General features: G+C 71.4%; 19 protein-coding genes. 7 read left to right on the top strand and 12 right to left on the bottom strand.

Annotated elements, in window-relative coordinates:
* Nucleotides 1-82: 82 nt before the first annotated feature.
* A complete protein-coding gene (gene guaA / locus EIL87_RS24695; RefSeq protein WP_233576563.1) occupies nt 83-1,669 on the top strand; it encodes a glutamine-hydrolyzing GMP synthase in 1,587 nt (528 codons plus the stop codon).
* Between the two features lie 249 nt (nt 1,670-1,918).
* On the opposite strand, the gene EIL87_RS24690 is transcribed toward guaA, so the two are convergent.
* The 3 genes from EIL87_RS24690 to EIL87_RS24680 form a co-directional block, all read right to left on the bottom strand.
* Complete coding sequence (locus EIL87_RS24690) at nt 1,919-2,833, bottom strand: glycoside hydrolase family 16 protein (protein WP_125092970.1); 915 nt, start codon at nt 2,831-2,833, stop codon at nt 1,919-1,921.
* A gap of 192 nt (nt 2,834-3,025) precedes the next feature.
* Complete coding sequence (locus EIL87_RS24685; protein ID WP_125092969.1) at nt 3,026-3,214, bottom strand: hypothetical protein; 189 nt, start codon at nt 3,212-3,214, stop codon at nt 3,026-3,028.
* Nucleotides 3,207-4,397 (bottom strand): PspC domain-containing protein, encoded by a 1,191-nt coding sequence (locus EIL87_RS24680; protein ID WP_125092968.1) that lies wholly within the window; start codon nt 4,395-4,397, stop codon nt 3,207-3,209. The genes EIL87_RS24685 and EIL87_RS24680 overlap by 8 nt, the downstream gene beginning before the upstream one ends.
* Before the next feature lie 158 nt (nt 4,398-4,555).
* On the opposite strand from EIL87_RS24680, the gene EIL87_RS24675 reads away from it, so the two are divergent.
* Nucleotides 4,556-5,869: an ATP-binding protein gene (locus EIL87_RS24675; RefSeq protein WP_407690573.1), complete on the top strand. Its 1,314-nt coding sequence runs from the start codon at nt 4,556-4,558 to the stop codon at nt 5,867-5,869.
* Between the two features lie 38 nt (nt 5,870-5,907).
* Nucleotides 5,908-6,597 carry a response regulator gene (locus EIL87_RS24670; RefSeq protein WP_125092967.1) on the top strand — a complete coding sequence of 230 codons (690 nt, stop codon included), beginning with the start codon at nt 5,908-5,910 and terminating at the stop codon, nt 6,595-6,597.
* 21 nt (nt 6,598-6,618) lie between these two features.
* Here the strand turns inward: EIL87_RS24670 and EIL87_RS24665 are convergent, their stop codons facing one another.
* Nucleotides 6,619-7,575, bottom strand: a complete 957-nt coding sequence (locus tag EIL87_RS24665; protein ID WP_125092966.1) for a DMT family transporter — start codon at nt 7,573-7,575, stop codon at nt 6,619-6,621.
* A gap of 110 nt (nt 7,576-7,685) precedes the next feature.
* Here EIL87_RS24665 and EIL87_RS24660 point away from each other — a divergent pair, with 110 nt between their 5' ends.
* Nucleotides 7,686-8,585: a LysR family transcriptional regulator gene (locus tag EIL87_RS24660; protein WP_199740601.1), complete on the top strand. Its 900-nt coding sequence runs from the start codon at nt 7,686-7,688 to the stop codon at nt 8,583-8,585.
* Here EIL87_RS24660 and EIL87_RS24655 read toward each other — a convergent pair whose 3' ends face one another.
* The 5 genes from EIL87_RS24655 to EIL87_RS24635 form a co-directional block, all read right to left on the bottom strand.
* The gene (locus EIL87_RS24655; protein WP_125092965.1) at nt 8,586-10,133 is read right to left on the bottom strand and encodes a serine/threonine-protein kinase; all 1,548 of its coding nucleotides are present in this window, start codon (nt 10,131-10,133) and stop codon (nt 8,586-8,588) included.
* A 247-nt stretch (nt 10,134-10,380) separates the two neighbouring features.
* Nucleotides 10,381-11,781, bottom strand: coding sequence for a serine/threonine-protein kinase (locus EIL87_RS24650; protein WP_125092964.1), 1,401 nt, complete (start codon nt 11,779-11,781; stop codon nt 10,381-10,383).
* Between the two features lie 424 nt (nt 11,782-12,205).
* Entirely contained in the window at nt 12,206-12,931 is a 726-nt protein-coding gene (locus EIL87_RS24645) for a hypothetical protein (RefSeq protein WP_125092963.1), read from the bottom strand.
* A 110-nt stretch (nt 12,932-13,041) separates the two neighbouring features.
* Nucleotides 13,042-14,007: a hypothetical protein gene (locus EIL87_RS24640; protein ID WP_125092962.1), complete on the bottom strand. Its 966-nt coding sequence runs from the start codon at nt 14,005-14,007 to the stop codon at nt 13,042-13,044.
* A gap of 264 nt (nt 14,008-14,271) precedes the next feature.
* A complete protein-coding gene (locus EIL87_RS24635; RefSeq protein WP_325049510.1) occupies nt 14,272-14,592 on the bottom strand; it encodes a hypothetical protein in 321 nt (106 codons plus the stop codon).
* Nucleotides 14,593-14,717: 125 nt separating this feature from the next.
* Between EIL87_RS24635 and EIL87_RS24630 the strand changes: the two genes are divergently transcribed.
* Entirely contained in the window at nt 14,718-15,479 is a 762-nt protein-coding gene (locus EIL87_RS24630) for a 3-hydroxybutyrate dehydrogenase (RefSeq protein ID WP_125092961.1), read from the top strand.
* Nucleotides 15,480-15,526: 47 nt separating this feature from the next.
* The gene (locus tag EIL87_RS24625; protein WP_125092960.1) at nt 15,527-16,843 is read left to right on the top strand and encodes an MFS transporter; all 1,317 of its coding nucleotides are present in this window, start codon (nt 15,527-15,529) and stop codon (nt 16,841-16,843) included.
* A 104-nt stretch (nt 16,844-16,947) separates the two neighbouring features.
* Here the strand turns inward: EIL87_RS24625 and EIL87_RS24620 are convergent, their stop codons facing one another.
* On the bottom strand, nt 16,948-17,259 hold the full coding sequence (locus EIL87_RS24620) for a chorismate mutase (RefSeq protein WP_125092959.1): 312 nt from the start codon (nt 17,257-17,259) through the stop codon (nt 16,948-16,950).
* A gap of 432 nt (nt 17,260-17,691) precedes the next feature.
* Between EIL87_RS24620 and EIL87_RS24615 the strand changes: the two genes are divergently transcribed.
* On the top strand, nt 17,692-20,157 hold the full coding sequence (locus EIL87_RS24615; protein WP_125092958.1) for a UvrD-helicase domain-containing protein: 2,466 nt from the start codon (nt 17,692-17,694) through the stop codon (nt 20,155-20,157).
* Between the two features lie 29 nt (nt 20,158-20,186).
* Here EIL87_RS24615 and EIL87_RS27610 read toward each other — a convergent pair whose 3' ends face one another.
* Nucleotides 20,187-21,812 carry a class I SAM-dependent methyltransferase gene (locus EIL87_RS27610; RefSeq protein WP_233576561.1) on the bottom strand — a complete coding sequence of 542 codons (1,626 nt, stop codon included), beginning with the start codon at nt 21,810-21,812 and terminating at the stop codon, nt 20,187-20,189.
* 92 nt (nt 21,813-21,904) lie between these two features.
* On the bottom strand, nt 21,905-22,729 hold the full coding sequence (locus tag EIL87_RS24605; RefSeq protein WP_125092957.1) for a M23 family metallopeptidase: 825 nt from the start codon (nt 22,727-22,729) through the stop codon (nt 21,905-21,907).
* Nucleotides 22,730-22,941: the final 212 nt, after the last annotated feature.

The following is a 22,941-nucleotide window of genomic DNA, read 5'->3' as shown; positions in this document are numbered from 1 at the left end:
GCTGGGCCGATGCCGTTGTGGCCTCCATTACCTGCGACAATGGCCGGACCGCAGTGCGATGGCCAAGGAGGTCGGCGACCACGTGTCCGGTTCCGCAAGCAACAGCGCCAACGGGCCTGTTCTCGTTGTCGACTACGGCGCCCAGTACGCCCAGCTGATCGCTCGGCGCGTGCGCGAGGCCCAGGTCTACTCCGAGGTCGTCCCGCACGACACCCCGGTGTCGGAGATGGCGGCCCGCAACCCCGCCGCCATCGTCCTGTCCGGCGGACCGTCCAGCGTCTACGCCGAGAGCGCGCCGCAGGTCGACCCGGAGCTGTTCAACGCCGGCATCCCGGTGTTCGGCATCTGCTACGGCTTCCAGGCGATGACCGCTGCGCTCGGCGGCACCGTCGAGCACACCGGCACCCGCGAGTACGGCCGCACCGAGGTCGAGATCAGCGGTGACGGAGGCCGGCTGCACGACGACCTGCCCGGCCACCACCCGGTGTGGATGAGCCACGGCGACTCGGTCAGCAAGGCCCCCGAGGGCTTCCAGGTCACCGCCGGCACCAAGGACACCCCGGTCGCCGCCTTCGAGAACGTCGAGCGGCGGCTCGCCGGCGTGCAGTACCACCCGGAGGTCGCGCACTCGCCGCACGGCCAGGAAGTGCTGCGCCGCTTCCTGCACGAGATCGCCGGCATCCGCCCGCAGTGGACGACCTCGTCCATCGTGGACGACACCGTCGCCGCGATCCGCGAGCAGGTCGGCGACCGCCGCGCCATCTGCGGCCTGTCCGGCGGGGTGGACTCCGCCGTCGCTGGCGCGCTCGTGCAGCGCGCCATCGGCGACCAGCTGACCTGCGTGTTCGTCGACCACGGCTTGCTGCGCGCGGGAGAGCGGGCGCAGGTCGAACGCGACTTCGTCGCCGCCACCGGCGTCCGACTGGTCACCATCGACGCCGTCGACCGGTTCCTGGGCGCGCTGGCCGGGGTCACCGACCCCGAGGAGAAGCGCAAGATCATCGGCCGGGAGTTCATCCGGGTCTTCGAGCAGGCCGCTCGCGACCTGCAAGCCGAAGCCGGTGCCGCCGGCGAGCAGATCGAATTCCTGGTGCAGGGCACCCTCTACCCCGACGTGGTGGAGTCCGGCGGAGGCTCCGGCGCCTCCAACATCAAGAGCCACCACAACGTCGGCGGACTCCCCGAGGACCTGCAGTTCTCGCTGGTCGAGCCGCTGCGCGCGCTGTTCAAGGACGAGGTCCGCCGGGTCGGTCTGGAGCTGGGCCTGCCCGAGACGATCGTGCACCGGCAGCCCTTCCCCGGCCCCGGCCTGGGCATCCGCATCATCGGCGAGGTCACCGCGGACCGGCTCGAGACGCTGCGCGCCGCCGACGCCATCGCCCGCGAAGAGCTCACCGCCGCCGGCCTCGACCGCGACATCTGGCAGTGCCCGGTCGTGCTGCTCGCCGACGTGCGCTCCGTGGGCGTGCAGGGCGACGGCCGCACCTACGGCCACCCCGTCGTGCTGCGCCCCGTCTCCAGCGAAGACGCGATGACGGCCGACTGGACCCGGCTGCCCTACGACGTCCTCGAGCGGATCTCCACGCGCATCACCAACGAGGTGCGGGACGTCAACAGGGTCACGCTGGATGTGACGTCCAAGCCCCCAGGCACCATCGAGTGGGAGTAGTTCCGGGTTCCGTGGTCGTTCTGACCGGCGGTGCGGGTGGCGGAACCTGAGCGACTCCCTGGCTCTGGGATCCGCGACTTGAGCATGTCGATGCGCGGCGCTGCGGCTGTCCTCCCCAGAAGACGTGTCAGAACCCGCGGCGGTCCGGCACCGCCGGTTGCCTGATGTGTGGCCGCTCCGCCGAGTTCTTCGGCCTGACGTGTGAGAGCGCCTCTGGGCTGGTCAGAGGCGCTCTCACACGTCAGGGCCTCATTGTTCGACCTTGACCCAGTCGATGAGGTAGCGAGCGTTGCCTGCCTTGATCGTGTCGACGCTCTCCTGCGGGAGGCCCGGGTAGGGCTCGGTGACGCCGTTGACGCCCTGCGGGTAGGTGCCGCCGGTGGCGAAGTTCAAGATCATGAACTGCGGGTCGTCGAAGACCCAGGTCCAGCCGTTGGCGTCGAACTCGGCCTTGGTGACCTGGTAGGTCTGGGTGTCGTCGACGAAGAAGGTGAAGCCCTCCGGCGTCCAGTCCACCCGGTAGGTGTGCCAGTCCGCCGGGTCCTTGCCCTCGAAGTTCTGCTGGTGGTTGATCGGCGTGTCGCCGTTGTACTCGGGACCGTGGATCGCCGAGCTGGTCCACGGCTCGCCGACGTGCTCCATGACGTCGACCTCGCCGCACTCCGGCCACGGCTCGCCCTCGTTGATGCTCGTGCCCAGCGACCACCAGGCCGGCCACAGCCCGGAGCCCGTGGCGTTCTCCGGCAGCTTGATGCGCGCCGAGTAGCTGCCGTAGGTGAACTCGAACTTGTCCTCGGTCTTCACCCGGCCGGAGATGAAGTCGTAGGTGCCGCCGTCGGGCGCCTGGAAGCCCGGCTGGTAGCGCGGGTGCAGGGCCAGGGCGCCGTTCTGCGCACCGGTGCCGCCGTCCTGCTCGACGTAGATCGTCTCGGGGGAGTCGACGTAGGCCTGCTGCTCGTTGTTGACGGTGCCGAAGTTCTCCCCCGTCACCTCGACCTGCCACTTCGAGCGGTCGAGCTCGCCGCCGGAGAAGTCGTCGAAGAAGACCTCGGCGCGGGGCCCGGTGTCCGCCGGCGCCTCGCTCGGGTTCGCCGCCGCGGCGGACGGGAGCGAGACGAACAGGGCGAGCACGGCGCCCCCGGCGAGCGCGCGGTTCCTGGTCATAGCAGCTCCTTGCGGGGTTGTGGAGCAACGCTGTTCGGATCGATCAAGGCCGCAGTATCAGCAGACCGGAACCGGGCTCGGGTCGTGTTGTCGTGTTTTGGACGGGTGCAGAACCAACGGTGGCCGCGAGAGGGGGGAAATTCCCGGTGAACCGTCACTCGAAGTGCGAGAACACCTGGGAAAGTGGCGAATTCACTCCGCGCGCCGACGCAGCGACACCACCAGCAGCACGATCCCCACGATCACCGCTGCACCGGCGAGGATCCACTGCAGGAAGCTCTCCAGGTCGAGCGCCACGGTCGCGGCGATGATCGCGGCGACGGACCCCGCGACCAGCAGGACCGGGTCGGGCCCGTCGTAGCGCTTGCTCTCGTCAGTCACGGACGACCTCCACGTTGCCGGTGCCCGCCGTTGCGGTGAGCACGAGTTCGCCGCCGCCCGGGCCGTCCACGCCCTGGTCGCTGATCACCTGCTGCGCGCCCTGGCCCTGCGCCTGCCGGTCGAGGCAGTTGACCGCGCCGACGTCGGCCCCGCACGTGGCCCGGACGTCCACAGTGGGCGGGACCTGGACCAGCACGGTCCCGGCCCCGACCGCGGCCGAGGTGTGCACCACCTGGCCGGTGCTGATCCGCAGGTCGGTCAGGTCCAGCTCGATCGTCCCGGCCGAGCGGTCGTAGAGCGGCTGCACGTCGACGACCTCGACGGGCGTGACCGACAGGTCCCCCACGGTCAGGTCCCCGTTGATCTGGAAGTGGTGCACGACCGAGGTGACCAGCGCGACCAGCGCCAGCGGCACCGCGATCAGCACCGGCCAGCGGCCCACGTGCAGGAACGCGCCGAGCACCATCGCCGTCCCCAGCAGCCCCAGCGCGGTCGCCGCCACGAAGTAGGCCGGCCCACCCAGCGAGCCGACCACGGCAGCGCCCAGGAAGGCGACGAGCAGCGCCGCCGGGTTGAACCAGCGGTGACGCCGGCCCTCCGGCTCCGGTGGCTCCGGTTCTTGAGGCTCGGGCAGGTCCCACGCGAACGGGGCCGCGCCCAGCGGGTCCCACGCGGGTGGCGTCTGCTGTTGCGCCGCCGTGCCCGGGTAGACCCAGGTGTTCTCACCGGTGGGCGTCGCCTCCGGTGGCGGGTTCGACGTCCCGGTCACCTGCCGGTGGCCCTGGTTGCGGTGCAGGAAGTACAGCGCCACCGGTCCTGCCAGCAGGCCCAGCACCGCCAGCGTGCCGACCATCCACATCACGGCCGGGACCAGCAGCAGCACCAGCAGCACCGCGATCCAGGTCTCGGTGGGCTCGCGGCTCGGCGTCGTCTGCCCGGGCAGCGGCGGCGCTTCCTTCGGGAACAACAGCCAGCCCAGCAAGTACAGGACGAAGCCGGCGCCGCCGTAGCAGAAGAGCACCACGAAGGTGACGCGCACCAGGATCGGATCGACTCCGTACCGGCGCGCGATCGCGGCCGACACACCGGCCGCCTTGGCTCCGCTGCGCGGACGCACCGGGCGGGTGGCCCAGAAGTCCCGCAAGGTGTCCTCGACACCACCGGTTCGCTGCGTGCTGTTCATGAGGACCACTATCCGACCAGTCGTCCTCCCTGAGCATCGGGGAGCCCCCTGAATCGGACCCGGGGTGGGGGAACTCGCCACCAGGAGTCCCGCCCTCCTGGGTATGTCAGGGCAGTCCCTGATGCCTGGCGGGCTCCGACCGTGTGACCATCGAAAACGTGACGGCCCCCGACGAGCAGACTCCGCACGCCCGGCACGAGGTCAACCCGGTGCGGACGAATCCCCGCTTGCGGCAGGCGGGTTCCGAGACCGACGTGGCCCTGCCGGCTCAGCCGCGGCTGCGCCGGACCCGCGACGGGCGGTTGCTGGCCGGGGTGTGCGCGGGCGTGGCCGAACACCTGGGCGTCCCGGTGCTGTGGGTGCGGATGACCTTCGCGGTCCTCGCCGCCCTCGGTGGCGCGGGGATCCTCGGCTACGCCCTGCTGTGGATCTTCGTGCAGCAGGGCGGTGGGGCGCGCCCAGCGACCAAGCGGGAGTGGCAGCAGGGGTTCGGCATCCTGCTGCTCGGCATCGGCGCGCTCGTCGGCTTCGGCGCCGTGCTGTCGATGCCGACCTGGCTCACCGTCCCGCTGGTGGTGGCACTGGTGGGCGCGGCGGTGGTGTGGCGGGAGGCCGACGACTCACAACGCCGCCGCTGGCGGCAGGGCGCCCGTTCCGGGGTCGCGGGCGCCCTGCTCGGCACGGGAGCGCGCAGCGCCTGGATCCGCGTGACCTCCGGTGCCGTGCTGGTCGTGCTCGGCATGGCGCTGCTGGTGGGCAGCACGTCGTCGCTGGACGCGCTGCCGACCGGCCTGCTGGCCTCCGGTGCCACGCTCGTCGGCGTCGCCGTGCTCACCGTGCCGTGGTGGGTGCGGTTGGTGCGCGACCTCAACGTCGAGCGCGCGAGCCGGATCCGCTCGCAGGAACGCGCCGAGATCGCCGCGCACCTGCACGATTCGGTGCTGCAGACGCTCGCCCTGATCCAGAAGCAGGCCGGTTCCGAGCGGGAGGTGCGCAGGCTCGCGCGCGGCCAGGAGCGCGAGCTGCGCGGCTGGCTCTACGGGCCGGACGGGTACGGCGCTGAGGCGCCGTCCGAGCAGAAGGGGACCTTCGCCGCCGAGGTGGCCCGCATCTGCGGGGAGGTGGAGGACCACTTCGCGATCACGGTGCAGCAGGTCGTCGTCGGTGACTGCGAGCTCGACGACCGGCTCGTCGCGCAGCTCAACGCGGCCCGGGAGGCGCTGGTCAACGCGGCCAAGCACGCCGGGGTCAGCGAGGTCAGCGCCTACGCCGAGGTCGAGCCCGAGCTGGTGTCGGTGTTCGTGCGCGATCGCGGAGCCGGGTTCGACCCGGACGCGGTCCCCGAGGACCGGCACGGGCTCTCGGATTCGATCCGCGGCCGGGTGCAGCGGCACGGCGGCAAGGTCGTGGTGCGCACCTCGCCCGGTCAGGGCACCGAGGTGGCGATGGAAATGCCCAGGTCGGCGGCCTGAAGCGTAGTCTGCCCGAGGGGAAACACGTTGTGGAGGACATGGTGACCGGTGAAGCAACCGAGGAGACCGGCGCGGTCCGGGTCTTCCTCGTCGACGACCACGCCCTGTTCCGCGCCGGCGTCCGCGCCGAGCTCGCCGCCGCCGACGGTGTCGAGGTCGTCGGTGAGGCCGGCTCGGTCGCCGAGGCGGTGGCCGGGATCGCCCACTACCGCCCCGAGGTGGTGCTGCTCGACGTCCACATGCCCGACGGCGGTGGCGCTGAAGTGCTCCGGCAGGTGCGCGGCGGGTCGGGGGAGGCCGGGAGCGACGTCGTCTTCCTCGCCCTGTCGGTCTCCGACGCGGCCGAGGACGTGATCACCGTGATCCGGGGCGGCGCGCGGGGCTACGTCACCAAGACCATCTCCGGGCGCGAGCTGGTGGACGCGATCACCCGGGTCAAGGCCGGTGACGCGGTGTTCTCCCCGCGCTTGGCCGGGTTCGTCCTCGACGCCTTCTCCGAGGGGCCCGGTGCGGCCCCGGTCGGCGACCCCGAGCTGGACCTGCTGACCCGCCGCGAGCGGGAGGTCCTGCGCCTGCTGGCCCGCGGTTACGCCTACAAGGAGATCGCCTCCGAGCTGTTCATCTCGGTGAAGACGGTGGAGACCCACGTCTCCAGCGTGCTGCGCAAGACCCAGCTCTCCAACCGCTACGAGCTCTCCCGCTGGGCCTCGGACCGCCGCCTGGTCTGAGCCCTTGGCCCGGCTCGGGGGTCACTTCACCGGGTGGTTCGTGGCGAGCTCGGCGTAGAGCCGCGAAGCCCGGGTGAAGGCCCGCCCGAGGCGGGCGCCGGCCGACGGGCCTGCGCCCTTGCGGTGGGTGAGGGCGACCCCGACGAGGACCACGGCCATGCCGAGCAGCACGCGGAGCGGCAACTGCTCGCCGAGCAGCAGCCAGCCGAGCAGCACCGAGAAGATCGGCATGACGTAGGTGACGGTGGAGGCCGTCGTCGCCCCCTCGTCGCCGATCAGCCGGTAGTTCAGGGCGAAGCCGATGCCCGTGCCGACCACGCCGAGGGCCAGGACCGCCAGCAGCGCCACCGGGTTCCAGTGCACCATCCGCAGCCCGCCGATGGGCAGCGCGAGCAGCGAGAAGCCGGTCGCCGCGGTGAGCTGCATGCTCGCCAGCGCCAGCGGCGAGGCACCGCGCCCCGTGATGAACCGTCCTGTGTAGACGAACCCGATGCCGTAGCTGGCTGCCGAGGCGAGGCAGGCGAGCACGCCCCAGCCGAGCACCCCGCCGCCCTGCCACGGTGCGAAGATGACCAGCACGCCGAGGAACCCGAGCAGCAACCCGGCCGCGCGCCGCGGTGGCAGCGCTTCGCGTCCGGCGAGCAGTCCGAACAGGACGGTCCACAGCGGAGTCGTGGCGTTGATGACCCCGGCCAGCCCCGACTCGACGCTCTGCTCGCCCACGGCCAGCAGCACCCAGGGCAGCGCGTTGGCGAACACCGCTGCCACGGCGACGTGCCGCCACAGGTTCCGGTCGCCCGGGATGCGCAGGCCGCGCACCGCGCAGATCGCCAGCAGGGTCAGCGCGCCCAGCACGATGCGGGCCAGCGCGATCTGCGTCGGCGACAGGGCTTCCAGACCCAGCTTGATCAGCAAGAAGCTCGCGCCCCAGAAGAGGGCGAGCGCCCCCAGGCGCAAGTAGCTGGTCGGGTTGTTCATCTCCGCTCCCCAGTGCTCCGTGGTGTCGAGACCAGCTTGCAGAGCTGCTGGGATAAGGACAAGCGAATTAATCTCAACGAACCGTTAAGCCATTCTGTACTATGGGGATCGTGCTCGACGTCAGGCGGATGCAGGTCCTGCGCGCGGTGGTCACCAGCGGCTCGGTGAGCGCCGCCGCGTCGTACCTCGGCTACACCCCCTCGGCCATCAGCCAGCAGCTCGCGACGCTGGAGAAGGAGGCCGGTACGCCGCTGCTGGAGAAGGCCGGTCGCGGGTTGCGCCCCACCCCGGCAGGGGTGCTGCTCTCGGAGCGTGCGGGACGCATCTCCGAGCTGCTCAACGAGACCGAGGCCGAGCTGGCCGACATCCGCGCGGGCCGCACGGGCCTGCTGCGGTTGCGGTTCTTCACCACCGCCGGCGTCGGGCTGATCCCGCCCGCCGTGGCCAAGTTCCGCGCCGAGCACCCCGAGGTGCAGCTCGCCCTCGCGCAGCAGGAGGTGGACCTGCTCGACGACGTGGCCGCGGGTGAGGCCGACCTGGCGGTGATCGTGGTCGGCGAGGAGGTCCCGCAACGCCGCGGAGTACGGCTGGTGCACCTGGCAGACGATCCCTTCCGGCTGGCGCTGCCGAAGTCCCACCCGCAGGCCGAGCACGACAGCGTCGACATGGCGAAGCTGGCCGACGAGGCGTGGATCAACAGCGCCACGGACCGCGAGGACATCTGCGCCAGGCTGCTGCGCGACGCCTACGCCAGCGCCGGGTTCGCCCCGCACGTCGCGCTGGAGACCGACAGCACCTACTCCGCGCAGGGCTTCGTCGCCGCCGGACTGGGCATCGCGCTGATCCCGCACCTGGGCCTGGACGTGGTGCACCCCGGCGTCGAGGTCCGCGCCGTCACGAACCCCGAGCCGAAGCGGCGGATCTACGTGGCCGTGCGCGAGGCGGTCTGCGAGCTCCCGGCCACCAGGTCGCTGATGGACTGCCTGGCCGAGACGGCGAACCGCGCCTGATCAGTGCCGCGAGTCGGTGTTGATGAGCGCGTCGCCCTCGGAGTTGGCGACCATGCCGAGGACGTGCACCTCGGTGCTCTTCTTGCCGTCCTTGGTGAACTGCAAGGTCACCACGACGTTGGCGCCGGACTGCACCGGCTGGCCGATGATCTTGACGTCGTCGATCTGCTTCCAGAACGCCTCGTAGCGGTCCTTGCCCTGCGACTGCAGGCTCGGGCCCAGGAGCTTCCACGCGTCGTCGAGGTCGTCGGGCACCAGGGTGTAGTACTTCTTGACCGTGGAGACGAGCTTCTCCTTGGTCACCTGCTTCTTGGTGCTCGGCGCGCTCGACGAGGTCGGCACCTGGCTGCTGGTCGCCGGTGCTGCCGACGACGTGGGCGCGGCCGAGGTCGTCGTGGCCGGTGCGACGGTCGGTGCGGGCTTCGGTGCGGGAGCCGGAGCGCCGCGGTCCTGCGAGCCGGAACCGAAGGCGTTGGCCGCCAGCACGCCCACCAGCACCGCCACCACGATCGCCACCGTCCACAGCGCCACCTGCTTGCCGGCGCGCCGCGGCGGAGCGGCGGCCACCGCCGGAGCGGCGCCACCGACGCGGGTGGGCGGGTTCGCGGGGCCTGCGCTGCCCTGGTGGTGACCCATCATCGCGCCACCGCCCGGCGGCGTCGGTGCGGTCGGCTGCTGCTGGCGCTGCCAGCCCGCGCCCGCACCCGGGGCGGCGTGGGGCACCGGACGGCCGTCGAGCACGGCCTGCAGCAGGTCGCGGGTGTGCGCCATCGTCGGCCGGTCGACCGGGTCCGGGCACAGCATCTGCATCAGCACCGGCGTCATCGGCCCGGCTTGGCGCGGCGGCTCGAACTGGCCGCGCGCGACCCGGTGCAGCAGGCTGATCGCGTTCTCGTCGGTGCCGAACGGCGGTCCGCCCTCGATCGCCGCGTACAGCGTCGACCCCAGTGAGAACACGTCCGACGCGGGAGCCGGGTCCCGGCCCAGCGCCACCTCCGGCGCCAGGTAGGCGGGGGTGCCGGCGAGGATGCCGCTCTTGGTGACCGCGACGTCGCCGATCGCGCGGGAGATGCCGAAGTCGGTGATCTTGGCCAGGTCGTTCTCGCCGAGCAGGATGTTGCCCGGCTTGAGGTCGCGGTGGACGATGCCCGCCATGTGCGCGGCGGCCAGCGCACCGGCGACCTGCACGCCGATCCGGGCCACCCGCATCGGCGGCTGCACGCCTTGCTCGTCGATGACCGCGGCGAGGCTCGTCGAGGGCAGGTACTCCATGACCAGCACGGGCTGGCCCTCGTCCTCGGCCACGTCGAACACGACGATGGCGTTCTGGTGCTGGAGGCGGGCGGCGATGCGGCCTTCGCGCATCGACCGCTGCCGCGCTTCCTCGGTTTCCTCGGGGGTGTAACCGGGCTGCAGCAGCAGTTGCTTGACGGCGATCGTGCGGTGGAGGCGCTCGTCGACGGCCTTCCACACCACGCCCATGGCGCCGCTGCCGATCTTGCTCTGCAAGCGGTACCGGCCCGCGATCAAACGACCTTCGGCGCTCACCGGTGTCTCCTGGTACTGGCTCGCCTGCGGGGGCTCGCCTGTCTGAGGACTGCCTGTTTTCTCGTTAGCACTGAGGACGGGCCGGACTCCCCGCTGCCGGCTTCACCCGACGGTGTCACGCCCGCAAACACGTTACTGGGCACCGCACACCGCGCGGCACCCCGGGGCAGGAGAACGACCTCGGCCGGGGCGCTCACCTGTCGGTGAGCGCCCCGGCCGAGCAGCGTGGACCTGATCCGGTTCTACCTCACTGGGTGGTGACGCTGCCGCTGGGGCTGGTCGTCGTCCGGGACGGCGGGCTGGACGTCTCCTGGCTGGTCGACGTCGGCTGCTGCGTCGTCGTCGGCCTCTGCTCGGACGTGGTCGTCGGCTCCTCGGCGGAGGTCTCCGGCTGCCGCGTCGTGGTGCGGGTCGACTTGGTGGTGGTCTCTTCCTCGCTGCTGGTCTCCGGCGGCGGGACCGGTGCCTGCGGGGCCTCGGTCTGCTGGTTGGCCGGCTGCGGCGCCGGCTCCTGCGGACCCCGCAGCGCGGAGGTGACCAGCACGGCGATCACCGCGACGGCCGCCAGCGCGATCGCCGAGATGAGCACCGGGCGCTTGCTGCGCCGGGGCTCCTCGTAGACCGCGGCGTCGGCGCGCGGGTCGGCGCCCATGTAGGACGTGGCGTCCTCGTAGGGCTGCTCGGAGTACGGGTCGTCCTCGTAGTAGGCGACCGTGGTGCCCGCGGCCGCCCCGGAGCCCATCACGCTCGTCGCCTGCTCCGGCGGCGGCTCCGGGGCCAGGGCGGGTGGGATCGGCGCGGCCATCGCGGGCACGGAGCTCACCGTGCCGCCGTCGGCCACGGCCTGCAGCATCTCGCGGACCTGCGCCATGTCCGGCCTGTCCTGCACCCGGGCGGCCATCATCGCCATCAGCGGCTGGGACATCGGTCCCGCCTGCTGCGGCGGCTCGATCTTGCCCGCGGCCACCGCGTGCAGCAGCGCCAGGGTGTTCTCGTTGAGGCCGAACGGCGGGTGCCCCTCGATCGCGGCGTAGAGCGTGGCGCCGAGGGAGAACACGTCGGAGGCCGGGGTCGGCTCCTGGCCCATCGCCACGTCCGGCGACAGGTAGGCGGGCGTCCCGGCGAGCATGCCGGTCTTGGTGACCTGCACGTCGCCCTGCGCCCGGGAGATGCCGAAGTCGGTGATCTTCACCTGGCCGTTGTCGCCGAGCAGGATGTTGCCCGGCTTGATGTCGCGGTGCACCACACCGGCCGCGTGCGCGGCGCCGAGGGCCGACGCGACCTCCGCGCCGATCCGCGCGACCTCGCGCGGCGGCAGCGGGCCGTGTTCGGACATCATCGCGGCCAGGCTCGTCGACGGCAGGTACTCCATGACGAGGACCGGTTGCCCCTCGTCCTCGGCCACGTCGTACACCGAGATCGCGTTCGAGTGCTGGAGCCGGGCCGCGATCCGGCCCTCCCGCATTGCCCGTTGCCGCGCTTCCTCGGCTTCTCCCGGATCAAGACCGGGCTGCAACAGCAACTGCTTGACCGCAACGGTGCGGTGCAGGCGCTCGTCAACACACTCCCACACCACGCCCATCGCGCCACTGCCGATGCGTCGCTGCACCCGGTAGCGTCCGGCGACCAGGCGACCTTCGTCGCTCACCGACGTCTCCCCGTACTGCTATCGATGCCCCGCGGCACCGTCACCCGGAACTCCGGGCGTCGGCCCGCCGAACACCGGCGGATTAGGGCGGACCGCAACGGCCCCCCACAAGTACACGTTCCAAGCACGACTCGGGTTGCCACCGAACCGCGATACGGCAGCCTAGCCGACGCCGTCTGAGCGTAGGTCCGAAGTCGGGAAGATCGGTACGACCTGTTCCCGACGTGACACCGCCCGTGCCGGAGCTCGTGGTGATCCGGTCACCCCGCGCGGTCGTTCGCGCTGGTCATCCGGATCCGGCTGACCCGGTGCGCGGAGCTCGTGACTCTCGGCACCGACCGGCCCACGTCACGGTACCGGCGGCGTCGGTGGCGGTGGGCCGGGGTGGTGGCAACGGCGGGTCGTTGCCGCATCGTTGTGCTCGTCAGCCGGGCGGGAAGTGCCGTGCGCTGCGGAGCTCGGCGCCGACGATGTGGGGCAGCGGTCCGCTGGAGACGTGCAGGTGCTGCTCCAGCAGCACCCGGTGACCGTCCGGGTAGACCGCCTCGACCTGCGCGGAGACGGACCCGTCCGGGGTGGCCGCCATCCCGACGACCCGCACCGAGTCGACGGCCGTCCACGCGGTGCGCAGCTCCTCGGCCTGCCCGAGCTCGGGGGCGAGGAGCTGGTCGAGCAGCTCCGGTTCGTCCTGGGCGCGGCGGTAGAACTCCTCGACGACGCCCAGCGCGGTGGTCTGACTGCCCGCGGCCGGGTTGGCCAGGTGGGCGTCTTCCACGTCGGCCGCGGTGCCGGTGCCGGTGCCCTCGGAGGTCGAGAAGCCGCCGTTGGCCTCGAAGGGCCACGCGGCCTGCAGGGCCAGGTCCGGTCGCAGCGCGAGGGATCCGCTGATCGCGGCGGCCGAGTCGGCCGGTCGCGGTAGCTGCGCGGGCTTGCCCATGATGAGCGCCCCGGCGCCTGCGGCGGAGATCACCAGCAGCACGCCGAGCGTCGTCAGGACGATCTGGCCGGCCAACGGCGTCTTCGTGGGCGCAGCAGCGCCGGGGTCCTCGGTGGCCAGCAGACCCTGTTCCGGGGTGTGCGGGCCGCGCCGGAGCAGTTCGGCGACCGTGGTGGTGTCGTCGAGGACCGGTCGATGGCTGGGGTCGTCCACGGCGTGAACACGTACCCGGTCCGCCGCCCGATGGGAAGGCATTTCACGTAGATCACCGGAAGGGACGGCTCCGGAGATCACGAACGGAGCAGCGCTTTCACGATCCGTGGTCAGGAAAGGCGGTCGTCCGCCGCGATGAGCGGTTCCTCGGCCATCTCGTACCGCAACACCCGGCGCTCGGTGCGCTCCGAGCCGTCCGGCAGCGTCATCCGCAGCGTGTGCGTGGTGCTGGTGGGGGTCACGTAGACGTGCGTGACCTCGATCTCCGTCGCGTAGGAGTAGCGGGCGGCGAAGGCCTCGTAGCCCTCCGCACGCAGCGGGCCGGTGGTCATCGCGTAGGCGCCGGGCAGGTCTCCCGAGGAGATCGCGGCGTAGTACCGCTCGCTGCTGCGCTTCATGCCCTCGGTGTCGGTCAGCTGCAGCAGCTGCGGGGCTTCGCTGGTCGGCGGCCCGCCCGCCTCCGGCGGGAGGTCGTCGTCGGGGTCGTCACCGTCGTCCTCGCCGTCCGGGTTGCCTGGCGCCATGCCGCCCGGCGTCGTGTCGAGGCCCGGCTGCGGGGCACTGGTCTGGAGGGGGCCCGCGGTCAGCTGGTTCGGGCTGCGCGTCGGTGGGGTGGTCGCGTCCGCGACCGAGGGCCGGGTCGGGTCGCCGGTGAGGAAGTATGGGTCGCGCAGCAGCGGCGGGTACTGGCCACCGCGCGGCATGCTCGGCAGGTCTAAGCCCTCGATGCGCGTCGGGTTGCTGGAGACGAGCGTCGTGGCGAACACCAACCCGCCCAGCGCCGCGACCGAGGAGGCGATCGCGAACCACGCGGCGCGACGCCAGGTCGGCGGCGGGGTCACCGAGGCGGGAACCATGCCGAGGTCGAACTTGTGCAGGCCGCCCACCGGAGCGGTGTCGGTCAGCGGGTCGATCACCAGCCGGGGTGAGGAGCTCTCGGGCTCGGGCCGCTGCGGGGGGACCGGCGCCGGGTCGGCGCCGGTGTCGCTCTTGCGATGCCGGCCGGGGGCCGGTGCCGGTGGCTGCGGCGGCTGATCGAGTCGGCCGCTCCAGCCGATGGTTCTGCCGCTCTGCATCGGAGATCTCGACTTTCTGCAACCCGCGAGGAGTTCACGGCGAGCTTCGCGTCGAGAAGATCGGTGCTCCGGACAGCTTCCTTGATTCCTCGAACGGGTGATCTCTGCGCAGAACCACCCGGACGGACGTCACCGATAGGCGGACACCAGGTGCGGCACCCCTGCGAACCCGTTCGGACCGCGCGCTCCGGAGGAGCGCCGCAGCCGCCACGCAGGAGCTGGCACCCGCACTGCCGCGCGGAGCGGGCTACGGCTCCTGGAGGATCAGAAGTCGCCCTTGCGGAAGCGGCTTTGCGTGCTCTGCAGCGCCTTGACGGAACCGACGCCGCCGCCGAGGCCGAGCAGCGTGGCGAAGACGTCCGCGCCGACGGTGTCGCCGCTGCCGATCAGCATTGCCAGCAGCGTCACGCCGAGGCCGACACCGGCGACGGGGTAGCGCTTCTTGGCGAAGTCAACGGCAGGCTGCCCACCAGGGCGCTTCTTCGCCGCGGAGGTCAGCATCGCCAGGTAGCCCGCGTGTCCGGCGGCTGCGATCACGGCGGCCAGCGTCACCACGAGCGCGACCAGACCGATAACCATGCTCATGCCTCCAGTCTGCTCCTCGACGGGGCATGTCCGGTATGGGGGATCCCCCTGATTAGCCGATCGGTTCCAAAAGGTTGTCAACCGGGTCTGGTCCGAGATCGTCGTCACGCTTAGGTTCAGTCGCTATGAGCGAGCGAACCGGTCTCGATCTGAGCGCGAAGCGGGTCTTGGTCACCGGGGCGGCCAGCGGCATCGGAGCCGCCATCACCAGGAAGTTCGCCGCGGCCGGAGCCGAGGTGATCGCCGTCGACAAGGCCGAGGAGGCCGTCACCGCGCTCGCCGCGGAGCTGGGCGCGACCGCGCGGGTGGTCGACCTCGGCGATCCGGACAACGCCGACGGTCTCGGCGAGGGTGCCGACGTGGTGGTCAACAACGCGGGGCTGCAGCACGTCGCACCGCTGCAGGAGTTCCCGCCGGAGGTCTTCGGCAGGATCTTGCGGGTCATGGTCGAGTCGCCGTTCCGCGTCGTGCGGTCCGCGCTGCCGGGCATGTACCGCAACGGCTGGGGGCGGGTCCTCAACATCTCGTCGGTGCACGGTCTGCGCGCCTCGCCCTACAAGAGCGCCTACGTCACCGCCAAGCACGCCATCGAAGGCCTGTCCAAGACCATCGCGCTGGAGGGCGCCTCCTACGGCGTCACGTCGAACTGCCTGAGCCCGGGCTTCGTGCGGACTCCGCTGGTGGAACGGCAGATCGCGGAGCAGGCCCGGCTGCACCGCGTGCCGGAAGCGCAGGTCACCGAGGACGTGCTGCTGGCCCGCACGCCGGTGAAGCGGCTGGTCGAACCCGATGAGGTCGCCGAGTTCGCCGTCTGGTTGTGCGGACCCGGGACCACGTCGATCACCGGAGCGTCGCTGTCCATGGACGGGGGATGGACGGCGAACTGACCAGGTTTCCCCAAGGTGACCACGGCACGTCAAGGAGGACGTCAGCCATGACAACCGAGTCCGCTCCCGCACGATCGTCGACCAGCCGGGTGGTGCTGGCGAGCCTCGTCGGCACCACCGTCGAGTGGTACGACTTCTTCCTCTACGGGTCAGCCGCCGCGCTGGTGTTCAACAAGCTGTTCTTCCCCGCGGGCGACCCGTTGATGGGGACCTTGCTCGCGTTCATCACCTACGCGGTCGGGTTCGTCGCCCGTCCGCTCGGCGGTCTGGTCTTCGGCCACTACGGCGACCGGATCGGGCGCAAGAAGTTGCTGGTGCTCAGCCTGGTGATGATGGGTGGCGCGACCTTCGCGATCGGTCTGCTGCCCACCCACCAGTCGGTGGGCGTGCTGGCTCCGCTGCTGCTGACTGCGTTGCGCCTGGTCCAGGGCTTCGCGATCGGCGGCGAGTGGGGCGGCGCCGTGCTCATCGTCTCCGAGCACGGGTCCGCCGAACGCCGTGGCTTCTGGGCGTCCTGGCCGCAGGCCGGGGTGCCGCTGGGCAACGTCCTCGGCACCGCCGTGCTGGCCGTGCTGGCGGCCGTGCAGTCCGACGAGGCCTTCCTGGCCTGGGGCTGGCGGATCGCGTTCCTGCTCTCCGGCGTCCTGGTGCTGATCGGGCTGTGGGTGCGGCTGGCCGTCGCCGAGTCTCCGGTCTTCCTGGAGGCCCAGCGCAAGGCCCAGGAGACCGGCGCCGAGCAGAAGCCGCCGATCATGGAGGTCCTGCGCCGCTACCGCAGCGAGGTGCTGACCGCGATGGGCGCCCGCTTCGCCGAGAACGTCGTCTACTACGTGCTGACCTCGTTCGTGCTCACCTACGTGGCCACCTTCCTGGACCTGCCGCGCGGGGTGGCGCTGAACGCGGCGCTGATCGCCTCGGTGCTGCACTTCATCAGCATCCCGCTCTGGGGTGCGCTGTCGGACCGGGTCGGACGGCGGCCGGTCTACCTGCTGGGTGCGGCCGGCACCGGCGTGTGGGCGTTCTTCTTCTTCACGATGCTCGACACGAAGTCGTTCTGGGTGATCACCGCCGCCACGACGGTGGGCCTGGTGTTCCACGGCGCGATGTACGGACCGCAGGCGGCGTTCTTCGCGGAGCTGTTCGGTACCCGGGTGCGCTACTCGGGCGCGTCGATCGGCTACCAGCTGGCGTCGATCGTGGCGGGTTCGCTGGCGCCCATCATCGCGACCGCGCTGCTGGCGGCGTTCGACTCGTCGCTGCCGATCTCGATCTACGTGGCGCTGTGCTCGGTGGTGACCCTGATCGCGGTGCTGCGCTCACCGGAGACCCGGGATCGCGACCTCGCGGCGGACCACGCGGTGTGAGGCGCGGGGGTGCCTCCGACCCGGTCGGGGGCACCCCGCGGCCTGCCGGTCACGACGTGCTCGCCGTTGCGGCGAGCTGGCGCGGTTCCGCGCCTGACCAGGTCCTACGACTGCCCGAGCCGGCCTCGGCCGAGGCGGAGCAGGATCATGGCGAGCTCGCGGCCTTCCGGTCCGAGCTCCCGGTAGCGGGCGAGCACGTCCATCTCGCGGTTGTAGACGATCCGCGGGCCGCCCGCGGCCATGCGCGCCTGCCCGACCTGCTGGGAGATCTCGGCCCGGCGCTTGATCAGGCGCAGGATCTCGGCGTCGAGGTGGTCGATCTCCTCGCGGAAGTTGGTGATGGCCTCCGCGGCGGCCTGCTCAGCCGAGGGCTTCTTCTCGGACTGCGGTTGGTCACCGTCCACAGTGGCGTTCATCGGACGTCATCCTCCGGCTCCAGCCCCGTTCCCGTCCCGGAACGCGAAACGCCCCGAGTCCGAGGACCCCGGGGCGTCGTAGTGGTTTTCGAGCTCACGCAGCTACGGGCGCCGGAGTCCCGGGCCCGTAGTAAAACTCGTACTGCTGCGTTCGCACAGCCCCAGTTTGCCACAACCCCCGGGCCCCATCCACTGCCTGGTCACCACGTCCCACGTCGTGGACCCCAGGCCCCGCCCCCTGCTCACCCCGCGTGAGCGCCCGGCGCCGCCGCGGTGGTGGCGCACCGCCTGGTGAGGACGCCCGTGGCGCGGTGCACCCGCACGCGCTCCCGGAGCCGGTCGGGCGCCTCGGGTTCCGCCCGCAGCACCGCCACACGGGTTGGGCTCAGGCAGCGGAGTTCTGTCCGGGGGGTTCGGTAACGTGGTTGGACGATGAGCACCCCCCTCGATCTCGAATGGCAGGGCGACGAGCCCGTGCAGTCCTCGGCTCCGCGCGGCCGGTCCGGACCTGCCCCGGAGGACCTGCTGGCCGGGCTCAACCCGCAGCAGCGCGACGCCGTGACGCACACCGGCTCCCCGCTGCTGGTGGTGGCCGGCGCCGGATCGGGCAAGACGCGGGTGCTCACCCACCGCATCGCCCACCTGCTGGCCGCCGGTGCGCACCCCGGCCAGATCATGGCCATCACCTTCACCAACAAGGCCGCGGCCGAGATGAAGGAGCGCGTCGCCGACCTGGTCGGCCGCCGGGCCAACGTGATGTGGGTGTCGACCTTCCACTCGATGTGCGTGCGGGTCCTGCGCCGCGAGGCCGGGACGCTCGGCATGTCGTCGAACTTCTCGATCTACGACTCCGACGACTCCAAGCGGCTGATCACCATGATCGCCCGCGAGCAGGACCTGGACTCCAAGCGCTACCCGGCGCGGACCCTGGCGATCGGCATCTCGAACCTGAAGAACGAGCTGCTCACCCCCGAGGACGCGGCGCAGCAGGCGGGCAACGACGTGGAGCGCAAGGTCGCCCAGGTCTACGCCGCGTACCAGCGCAGGCTCGCCGAGTCCAACGCGATGGACTTCGACGACCTGATCATGCGCACGGTTAAGCTGCTGCAGCAGAACCCGGCGGTTGCCGAGCACTACCGCCGCCGCTTCCGGCACGTCCTGGTCGACGAGTACCAGGACACCAACCACGCGCAGTACGTGCTGGTCAGGGAGCTGGTCGGGACCGCGCCGACGGAGAGCGGTGTGGAGCCGGCGGAGCTGTGCGTGGTCGGTGACGCCGACCAGTCGATCTACGCGTTCCGCGGCGCCACGATCCGCAACATCGAGGAGTTCGAGCGGGACTACCCGCAGGCCCGCAGCATCCTGCTGGAGCAGAACTACCGGTCCACGCAGACCATCCTGTCGGCCGCGAACGCGGTGATCCGGCGCAACCCGAACCGGCGCGACAAGCGGCTGTGGAGCGATGCCGGTGACGGAGAGCCGATCGTCGGCTACGTCGCCGACAACGAGCACGACGAGGCCGCGTTCGTCGCCGGTGAGATCGACCGGCTCGTCGACCAGGGCGAAGCGACCTTCAACGACATCGCGGTCTTCTACCGCACGAACAACCAGTCGCGTGTGTTCGAGGAGGTGTTCATCCGCCTCGGCCTGCCCTACCGGGTCGTCGGCGGAGTGCGCTTCTACGAGCGCCGCGAGGTCCGCGACGCCCTCGCCTACCTGCGGGTCCTGGACAACCCGGACGACACGGTGAGCTTGCGCCGCATCCTCAACGTGCCCAAGCGCGGCATCGGGGACCGCGCGGAGGCCGTGGTCGCGGCCCACGCCGAGCAGGAGCGGATCTCCTTCGGCACGGCGCTGCGCAAGGCGGCGGCGGGAGAGGTTCCGCTGCTCAACACGCGCGCCCGCAACGCGATCTCGGGCTTCGTCGAACTGCTCGACGAGCTGCACCGGATCGCGGCCGAGAACGACGTGGCCGAAACGCTCGACACCGTCCTGGAGCGCACCGGTTACCGGGGCGAGCTGGAGGCCAGCGACGACCCGCAGGACGCGACCCGGCTGGAGAACCTCACCGAACTCATCACCGTCGCCCGCGAGTTCACCGAGGCCCGCGCCGGAGCTCCGCTGCCGGCCGACACCGAGGCCTCGCCGTCCGCGGAGGCGGTGGTCTCGGGGGTCGGTCCGAGCGACGACGCCGAGGACCCGGACGACGCCGACCCGCTGGCCGACGACTCGCTGGCCGCCTTCCTGGAGCGGGTCTCGCTGGTCGCCGACGCCGATTCGCTGCCCGAGACCGGCGATGGTCTGGTCACGCTGATGACCCTGCACACCGCCAAGGGCCTGGAGTTCCCGGTGGTGTTCTCCAGCGGCTGGGAGGACGGCGTCTTCCCGCACACGCGCGCCCTGGGCGACCCGGCGGAGCTCGCCGAGGAGCGGCGGCTGGCCTACGTCGGCATCACCCGTGCCCGCCAGCGGCTGTACCTGTCGCGCGCCATGATGCGCTCGGCCTGGGGGCAGCCGATGACCAACCCGGCCTCGCGGTTCCTCACCGAGATCCCCGAGGAGCTGATGCACTGGCGGCGCATCGAGCCCGAACGCGCCGCACCGCAGGTCCGCAGCACCTGGGGCAGCCGAGGCGGCGGCTTCGACCGCGGCGGCGGCGACTCGGCCCAGGCGGGTCTGGCCGAACGCGGCATGCGCAGCACCGGTGTGAAGGGCTGGAAGGACACGGTCGCGCTCAAGCTCGAAGCCGGTGACAAGGTCACCCACGACAAGTACGGCCTGGGCACGGTCGTCGCCACCGACGGCGAAGGCCCCCGCGCCACGGCGACCATCGACTTCGGCTCCTCGGGCACGGTCAAGCTGATGCTCATCGGCACCGTCCCCCTCACCAAGCTCTGACCGCACCGGCGGGCTGACGGCTCGCGGGTTCAGAAGCGGTAGCGGAGGACGCGGCCGAGGCGGTTGAAGGCGGGGACTCCGGCCATCGCTCGGAAGGCGAGCCGGACCGGGAGCGGGTAGCGCGCCAATGCCGGGTCAGTGAGCAACGAGATCTCCGAGACCAGGTCCAGACCGAGCGCTTCCAGCTCGTGCGGGTCGTCGATGCCCCAGTGCAGCCGTGAGCCGGAGCGGGTCACCGCCGGGTTGGCGATGTTGTTGACGCGGATGCTCAGCGTGCTGAACGCGTCGAAGATCAGCTCGCCGCTGGGGAAGTGGTTGATGATCCGGCGCAGCAACGCCTCGCCGTCGGACTTGGCGAGGTACATCACCAGGCCTTCGGCGACCACGAGGACCGGCCGGTCGGACGGGATCTCAGCCAGCAGGTCGGGGTCCGCCACGGACCTGCCGAGGGCGTGCCGGTGCTCGGAGGCCGGGAACACCTGCTCGCGCAGCTCGACCACCTCGGGCTGGTCGACGTCGTACCACTCGACGTCCGCCGGCGGGTCCACCCGCTCGAACCGGCTGTCCAGGCCGCACCCGAGGTGCAGCACGGTCATCCCCGGACGCAGCGCCGCGCGGACCTGGTCGTCGAGCGCCTTGGCGCGGACGGCCACCGAAACCGCGTTGTTCTCGCGGAGTCCGAGCCGGGTGTAGTCGTAGTCGAGGCGCCGCTCGACCTCATCGGCCCAGCGGTCGTGCAGGAGCGGTTCCGCGGACCGGTTGTCCACGGCGCGCAGGTGCAGCGTGGCGAGCATGGTGGCCGCCGGGCCGGTGAGCTCGACCGGGCTCCGGGACTCGCGCTCGAAACCGAAGCGCACCACCCGCATCGCGTCGCGCAGCGGTGGCACGACGTTCATCACCGAGGCGATGCGGCGCTCGCGTGGTGCGACCTTCGCGACCCCGGGCAGCGTGGTGACCGGCACCGAGCCGCGCAGGTGCAGACCGGGGACCTTGATCTCGAGGTCGTGCGGGTCGGCGACTCCCCAGTGGAAGCGCGCCCCGGTGCTGCGGAGGAACCCCGACCACGTCGAGGCCCTCACCGTCCACGGCGCGACCACGTCGAAGACCACCTCGCCGTGGCCGAACCGCTCGACGAGCCGGCGCAGCAGCGCCACGCCCTCCTCTTCCCGCAGGTAGGGGGTGAGCCCTTCGGCGATGACCAGCGTCGGCCGCCCAGTGGGAACCTCGTCCAGCCACCCCGTGCCGGTCACCGACGCGGCGATCGTGCGGTGGTTGCGGCCCGGCTGCGGGTAGAGCCGGTCGCGCAGCTCGACGACGTCCGGCATGTCGACGTCGATCCACTGCACCTGCGGGGGCAGGTCGAGCCGGAGGGGACGGGAGTCCAGCCCGCACGCCAGGTGCAGCACCACCGCGTCGGGGTGCGCGGCGAGGAAGTCGCGGGCGCGGTCGTCGATCTCCTTGGCGCGCAGGACCACCGCCATCATGTCGCCGGCATCGAGCCGCAACTGCTCGAAGTCGAAGTCGATGCGCGCGGCGATCTCCGCAGCGAGGTGATCGCCCAGCACCGGGTCGGCGCGGTGGCTGTCGAGGGCGCGAGCGTGGAGCGGCCCCAGGAGCGTCTGCTGCGCTCCGGTCAACCGGATCTGTTCGGCCACGGCGCCACGCTACTGCTGATCACGTCGGTGAGCCCAGGCGGGCGCGGGAAGGGGTTCGGCGACCTCGGGACGGTGCCCGTGCCCCTCGTGGATCAGGTCGGGGAGATGCCGCGCTGGCGCATCCACGGCAGCGGGTTGATCTTCTTGCCGCCGGCGTTCCACACCTCGAAGTGCAGGTGGGTGCCGGTGGAGAAACCACGGTTGCCCATGGTGGCGATCTGCTCGCCCGCCTTGACCTTGTCGCCCTCGTCCACCGTGATGGTGTTGACGTGGCCGTAGACGGTGATCGTGCCGTCCTCGTGCTGGACCCGGACCCACAGGCCGAAACCGCTGGCCGAGCCGGCCTCGATGACCACCCCGTCGGCGACGGACATGATCGGGGTGCCCTTGGCGTTGGCGATGTCGATGCCGTAGTGGGTGGTGCCCCAGCGGCCACCGAACCCGGAGGTGAAGTTGCCCTGCGCCGGCACGCTGTACTTCGGCTGCCGGGCGGCTTCTTCGGCGGCGCGCTGCGCCTTCTCGCGCGCTTCGGCGATACGCTCGCTCTTGGTCAGCTTCTCCATCTCGGAGCTGACGTCGGAGCTCTTGGCGACCGGGAGCATGGCCGGTGCGGGGGCGCTGCCGCCCATCCCGTTGTAGGAGCCGGAGTCCTCGGCCATCGCGGTGTTGAACGACCCCGCGGCGTCGGAAGCGTTGAAGTCATCGCTGTCGGGGGAGGCGTTCCCCTCACCGGCTGCCAACGACTGCCCCGCGGCTGCGAACGCACCCGCCGCTACTGCTGCGACGACGACGCGACCGCGCCAAGCCGATGCTGTTGGAGCACCCCGGCTCCGATCCCGGGTTTGCGAGGTGTCGTCGGGGGATACCTCGTGACCGGGAAAGGGTCGTGCGCCGCCGGGGGAGCGGTGGTGAGCCAATGCCTGCCCTTCCGTCTCGGGGAGCCTGATCGCGCGGGCCCGGGAACGGGGATTTCCGGGTGCCGGTCGGGGAACCGGCCGAAGGTTGTCCTTCGTGATCAGACCGTGACAACGGACCGGGGGACAGTAACCAAGCTGATCCCCTAGGGGCAAATCCCGATCTGTGACACGTCGGCCACAGCGCGTGATCACTCCCTCCGCCGCCGGGTGGG

Origin of the sequence: Saccharopolyspora rhizosphaerae (genome assembly GCF_003931915.1) — a bacterium.
In the GTDB taxonomy this organism is placed as follows: domain Bacteria; phylum Actinomycetota; class Actinomycetes; order Mycobacteriales; family Pseudonocardiaceae; genus Saccharopolyspora; species Saccharopolyspora rhizosphaerae.
This window is presented reverse-complemented; position numbering and strand designations above follow the sequence as displayed.

What these genes read in the sequence shown, in the direction of transcription:
- EIL87_RS24640 (WP_125092962.1), bottom strand. Translation starts at nt 14,007, where the DNA reads ATGCAGAGCGGCAGAACCATCGGCTGGAGCGGCCGACTCGATCAGCCG.
- EIL87_RS24680 (WP_125092968.1), bottom strand. Translation starts at nt 4,397, where the DNA reads ATGAACAGCACGCAGCGAACCGGTGGTGTCGAGGACACCTTGCGGGAC.
- EIL87_RS24630 (WP_125092961.1), top strand. Translation starts at nt 14,718, where the DNA reads ATGAGCGAGCGAACCGGTCTCGATCTGAGCGCGAAGCGGGTCTTGGTC.
- EIL87_RS24615 (WP_125092958.1), top strand. Translation starts at nt 17,692, where the DNA reads ATGAGCACCCCCCTCGATCTCGAATGGCAGGGCGACGAGCCCGTGCAG.
- EIL87_RS24665 (WP_125092966.1), bottom strand. Translation starts at nt 7,575, where the DNA reads ATGAACAACCCGACCAGCTACTTGCGCCTGGGGGCGCTCGCCCTCTTC.
- EIL87_RS24670 (WP_125092967.1), top strand. Translation starts at nt 5,908, where the DNA reads ATGGTGACCGGTGAAGCAACCGAGGAGACCGGCGCGGTCCGGGTCTTC.
- EIL87_RS24635 (WP_325049510.1), bottom strand. Translation starts at nt 14,592, where the DNA reads ATGAGCATGGTTATCGGTCTGGTCGCGCTCGTGGTGACGCTGGCCGCC.
- EIL87_RS24690 (WP_125092970.1), bottom strand. Translation starts at nt 2,833, where the DNA reads ATGACCAGGAACCGCGCGCTCGCCGGGGGCGCCGTGCTCGCCCTGTTC.
- EIL87_RS24620 (WP_125092959.1), bottom strand. Translation starts at nt 17,259, where the DNA reads ATGAACGCCACTGTGGACGGTGACCAACCGCAGTCCGAGAAGAAGCCC.
- EIL87_RS24625 (WP_125092960.1), top strand. Translation starts at nt 15,527, where the DNA reads ATGACAACCGAGTCCGCTCCCGCACGATCGTCGACCAGCCGGGTGGTG.